Origin of the sequence: Dokdonella sp., assembly GCF_039926425.1 — a bacterium.
Taxonomy (GTDB): Bacteria; Pseudomonadota; Gammaproteobacteria; order Xanthomonadales; family Rhodanobacteraceae; genus Dokdonella_A.
Genome location: NZ_JBDSWZ010000096.1, coordinates 1 through 4,543, shown reverse-complemented (window position 1 = coordinate 4,543; position 4,543 = coordinate 1). Strand labels below are relative to the sequence as shown.

Annotated in this window: 6 protein-coding genes and 1 pseudogene; 6 read left to right on the top strand and 1 reads right to left on the bottom strand. The window is 63.6% G+C overall.

Annotation, left to right across the window (positions count from 1 at the left end; translation table 11 throughout):
* Positions 1 to 230 (top strand): GNAT family N-acetyltransferase (locus ABIV12_RS06400; protein WP_348057419.1); only part of this gene is annotated, 230 nt, incomplete at its 5' end.
* On the opposite strand, the gene yihA is transcribed toward ABIV12_RS06400, so the two are convergent.
* Positions 227 to 862 (bottom strand): ribosome biogenesis GTP-binding protein YihA/YsxC, encoded by a 636-nt coding sequence (gene yihA, locus ABIV12_RS06395; RefSeq protein WP_348057417.1) that lies wholly within the window; start codon positions 860 to 862, stop codon positions 227 to 229. The two genes, ABIV12_RS06400 and yihA, sit on opposite strands and share 4 nt — an antisense overlap.
* A 143-nt stretch (positions 863 to 1,005) precedes the next feature.
* Between yihA and ABIV12_RS06390 the strand changes: the two genes are divergently transcribed.
* The 5 genes and pseudogenes from ABIV12_RS06390 to ABIV12_RS06370 all read left to right on the top strand — a co-directional run.
* Positions 1,006 to 1,692, top strand: a complete 687-nt coding sequence (locus ABIV12_RS06390; RefSeq protein WP_348057415.1) for a c-type cytochrome — start codon at positions 1,006 to 1,008, stop codon at positions 1,690 to 1,692.
* Positions 1,693 to 1,844: 152 nt separating this feature from the next.
* Positions 1,845 to 2,522, top strand: coding sequence for a thiol:disulfide interchange protein DsbA/DsbL (locus tag ABIV12_RS06385; protein ID WP_348057413.1), 678 nt, complete (start codon positions 1,845 to 1,847; stop codon positions 2,520 to 2,522).
* 41 nt (positions 2,523 to 2,563) lie between these two features.
* Complete coding sequence (locus ABIV12_RS06380) at positions 2,564 to 3,217, top strand: thiol:disulfide interchange protein DsbA/DsbL (RefSeq protein WP_348057411.1); 654 nt, start codon at positions 2,564 to 2,566, stop codon at positions 3,215 to 3,217.
* A 91-nt stretch (positions 3,218 to 3,308) separates the two neighbouring features.
* Positions 3,309 to 3,983, top strand: coding sequence for a thiol:disulfide interchange protein DsbA/DsbL (locus ABIV12_RS06375; RefSeq protein ID WP_348057409.1), 675 nt, complete (start codon positions 3,309 to 3,311; stop codon positions 3,981 to 3,983).
* A 94-nt stretch (positions 3,984 to 4,077) separates the two neighbouring features.
* A pseudogene (locus ABIV12_RS06370) lies at positions 4,078 to 4,543 on the top strand (EEP domain-containing protein); the annotation flags it as partial.

Here is a 4,543-nt window from a genome sequence, read left to right as displayed (position 1 = left end):
ACGTCGACAGCATCTGGCATGGCCGCGGGATCAGCCAGCAGCTGATGGCCGGCGTACGCGAGGCTGCGGCGGGATTCGCAGGCGGCACGCTGTGGCTCAAGGTATGGGAGAACAACGCGCGTGCGCTGACGTTCTATGACAAAAACGGCTTCACCGATGTCGGCAGCGCAGATTTTTTCGTGGGGCCGGACCGTCAGCGCGATCGCGTGCTGGTTGCCCGCATCGACTAGCGGGCTGCGACGGTCGTTACGCGTGCGGCATCGCCGAACAGCCAGCCCGAGAGCATGCTGCGCGCATCGTCGAGCCCGGCCTTGCTGGTCGACGAGAACAGTTGCGCGGTGCCGTTGGGAAAGTTTGCAGCGAGTTCCTTGCGCACCGCGGCGAGCGTGCGCAGGCTTTCGCTGCGCGAGAGCTTGTCGGACTTGGTCAGCAGGCAGTGGCAGGCGCGACCACTTGCCGCACCGAACTCGAGCATGTCGCAATCGAAATCCTTCAGCGGGTGGCGCGAGTCCATCACCAGCACCAGGCCTTTCAGCGACACGCGCATTCGAAGGTACGTATCGAGCACGCCGCGCCAGTGCAGGCGCATTGCCTCCGGCACCTTGGCGTAGCCGTAACCGGGCAGATCGATCAGCCGGCGCGACGGATCGCCCACGGGAAATACATTCAATAACTGCGTGCGACCGGGCGTTTTCGACGTGCGCGCGAGGCCGTGTTGATCGCAGATGGCGTTGAGCGCGCTCGACTTGCCTGCGTTCGACCGACCCGCGAACGCAACCTCGGCGCCGGTGTCCGCAGGCAGCTGGTCGAGGCGGTTGGCGCTGGTCAGAAAATGCGCCTGACGGAAAGGATTCACGGGCATGGTCGAAGGATTTTGTCGGTGCTGGTCGGTTTGACCGCTTGGGGAAGCGCAGGGATAATTCCGAGGTTGTCCACCTGTGCGCCGCCAGCGGCGTCCACGGGTCGGATCCTGCGTGTTCCCCCACGATTGACCGGAGTGAGTGTATGAGCTTTCGGCGCATCTTTGTTCGGCATGCCCTCGCCCTCGCGGTGATGTCCACCGCTGGACTGGCCCATGCGGAAGGGGCGGCAGACGCTCATGCACCCTTGTTCGGCGACGCAAAGGCGGGCGAAGGCAAGGTTGCCGTGTGTGGCGCCTGCCACGGTGTCGATGGCAACCCGAGCGTCAATCAGTATCCGAAGCTGGCCGGTCAGAACGAGGCGTACATTGCCCGCCAGATCACGTTGTTCCAGACCCAGAAGCGCGCCAACGCGATCATGATGGGCTTCGCCGCATCGCTGTCCCAGCAGGACATGCACGACATCGGCGCGTATTTCGCGACGAAGTCGTCAGCGCCCGGCGTTGCCGACGACAAGCTGCTCGAACGCGGCCAGGCGCTCTACCGGGGTGGCGACGCGAAACTCGGCGTCCCCGCATGCATGGCGTGCCATGGCCCGGACGGACGCGGCATTGCAGGGACGGGCTTTCCCCAGCTCGCCGGCCAGTGGACCGACTACGTGACAGCCAAGCTGAAGGACTGGAAAAGCGGCACCACGTGGGGCGACGACGCCAAGGCGAAGATCATGCCGACGATCGCGCAGACCCTGTCCGATGCCGACATCGCCGCGGTGGCGTCCTACATCGAAGGCCTGCACACCGCGGCGACGGGAACTCCCGTCGCGGCGAAGTGATCCAATCCATAACAGGGCACGCGAGTCGTCGCTGAAGGCTCGTTGCCCAGAGCCCGGTGTCCGGATCGTCGATTCATCGCCGGAGCACATCTGCCACAGTGTCCAGACGCCGCGCGAATCGCGCAGCGTTTCCTTTCCGACCGGAGAATCCGATGTTGAAACGTGCGTCCGCCCTGCTGCTCGGTCTTGCCTTCGCCAGCGTCGCGATGGCCGCCGATGACGCCTTCGAGGCAGGCAAGCAGTACTTCCTGGTCGAGCCGGCACAGCCGACGTTGAATGCCGACCGCCCGGAAGTTGTCGAGGTGTTCTCGTATGCGTGCCCGGCGTGCAACCTGTTTCAGCCGACCATGAAAAAGCTCAAAGCAGCGCTGCCGCCCAACACCGACATCGTCTACGTGCCAGCAGCGTTCCGGCCGGACGAGGACTGGCCGGTGTTCCAGCGCACGTTCTACACCGCGCAGGCGCTGGGCATCATCGACAAGTCGCACGACGCCACCTTCGATGCGATCTGGAAAGATGCGGGCCCGCTGCGCATTTCCGACCCGACGACACACAAGCCCGTGAAGCCCATGCCAACGATGGAGGACGTGGCGAAGTTCTTCACGACGTTCGGCGTGAAGGCCGAGGATGTCACCGGCGTCGCCAGTTCGTTTGCGATCAACACGAAGATGAAGCGCGCCGATGCGCTGCTCAAGGCCTACAGCGTCGACTCGACACCGACGCTGATCGTCAACGGCAAATACCGCTTGACGGCCCAATCGGCCGGCAGCGTGGACAAGGTCGTCCCGCTGGTCCAGTTCCTGATCGCCAAGGATGCGGCCGCGCACTGAGGTCGTATTGTCGTTTCGTCCCGTCCCATAGGAGCGTGCCCATGTTCGTGCGACTGCTGATCCTGACTGCCGCCTTCGCGTCCGCACCGGCCGTGTTTGCAGCCGACGCCGCCGCACCCAAGTGGGAAGCTGGCAAGGCCTACCAGTTGATCGACCCGCCGCAGCCAACCAGCACCGGCAAGAAGATCGAAGTGCTGGAAGTGTTCTCTTACGCGTGCCCGCATTGCGCGCACTTCCAGCCAGCGGCTGAAAAGCTCAAGGCAGCGCTGCCGAAGAACGCGCAATTCACCCTGATGCCGGCGGACTTCCAGCCGCGATGGGTGGCATTTGCCCGCGCGTTCTATGTCGCCCAGGGTCTCCACCTGATCGAAAAGACGCATCAGGAAATGTTCGAGGCGATCTACCGCGACAATCTGCCGATGAATTCGCTGGACGACATTGCCGGTTTTTATGCGCAGCATGGTGCGAACAAGGAGAGTTTCCTGTCGACCGCGCAGTCATTCGTCATCGACGGCGACATCGCACGCATTCGCGAGCGCGAAGTCGCCTATGGCATCGAATCGACACCGACTCTGGTCATCAACGGCAAATACCGGGTCACCGCGAATGCGGAACAGAAGATCGGCTTCGACGAGATGGTCGACATCGCTCTGTTCCTCGTGAACAAGGAAAGCGCGGCGGCGAAGACGCCTTGATGGCGGAGCCGTTGGTGCGCGTGCCACCGTGTGGTTGCCCGGCGATGCATGATTGCACCGCTGCCCTTCAATTCTCGACCGGGACAAAACAATGCTGAAACCCTTGGGCCTGCTGTTTGCCGCACTCTTGATGTCGGTTGGCGTGAATGCTGCGGATGCACCCGCCACCGCGCCTGCGAAGACCACGTGGGAAGCAGGCAAGAGTTACTTCCTGATCGATCCGCCGCAGCCGACCGCGAGCGGGTCGAAGGTCGAGGTGCTCGAGGTGTTCTCGTATGCGTGCCCGCATTGCGCGCATTTCCAGCCGTATGCGGAGCAGATCAAGCAGGCGTTGCCAGCCTACGCGACCTTCAGCTACATGCCCGCGGTGTTCAATCCGCAGTGGGAACCGTATGCGCGTGCGTTCTACGCCGCACAGTCGCTCGGTGTGCTGGATGCCACCCATCAGGCGCTGTTCGACGCGTTGCACCGCGATCACCTGCCGCTGCGAACGATCGATGACCTCGCATCGTTCTATGCGCAGCACGGCGTGGACAAGGCGAAGTTCCTCGCGACCGCGGCGTCCTTCGAGGTGGAAAGCAAACTTTCGCACGCCCGCGACATCATCAAGGGCGCTGGCGTGGACGGCACGCCGTCGATCCTGGTCAACGGAAAGTACCGTCTGAATGCCGCCTCGGCCGGCGGATTCCCCCAGCTGATGGAGCTGGTCAGTTTCCTGATCGAGAAGGAACACGCGACGTCATCGAAGGCCGCGAAGAAGAAGTAATCAGCACTCACCGCGACCGTCCCGGTGTACGGGACCTGTCCGGGATTGCGCCAGCCGCTTGCCGCTGCCGCGAGCGGTGGGTAGCCTCGGGCAGATGACGTCCTCCGTTCCAGCAATTCCCGGCGAGCAGCGCCAGCTCAATCTTCTGAGCTGCAACATCCTCGCCGGAGGTAGCATGAAGCGCTACCGCGATTACGTGACCCACAGCTGGAAGCACGTTCTGCCGCATGGCAAGCGCGCCAATCTCGATGGTCTCGCCAAGGTGATCAACGAGTTCGACCTCGTGGGCCTCCAGGAGGCCGATGCCGGCAGCCTGCGTTCGGGGTTCCTCAATCAGACCCAGTACCTCGCCGAAGCCGCGGATTTCCCGTTCTGGAGCCACCAGCCGAACCGGCGCGTGTCGCGCCTGGCGACGTCCAGCAATGGCCTGCTAGCCCGCTGGCAACCCGATGAAGTGCTCGACTATCCGTTGCCCGGACGCATTCCCGGACGCGGCGCGCTGTGGGCGCGCTTTGGCCATGGCGCCGACGCGCTGGTCGTGGTCGTGGCGCATCTGTCGC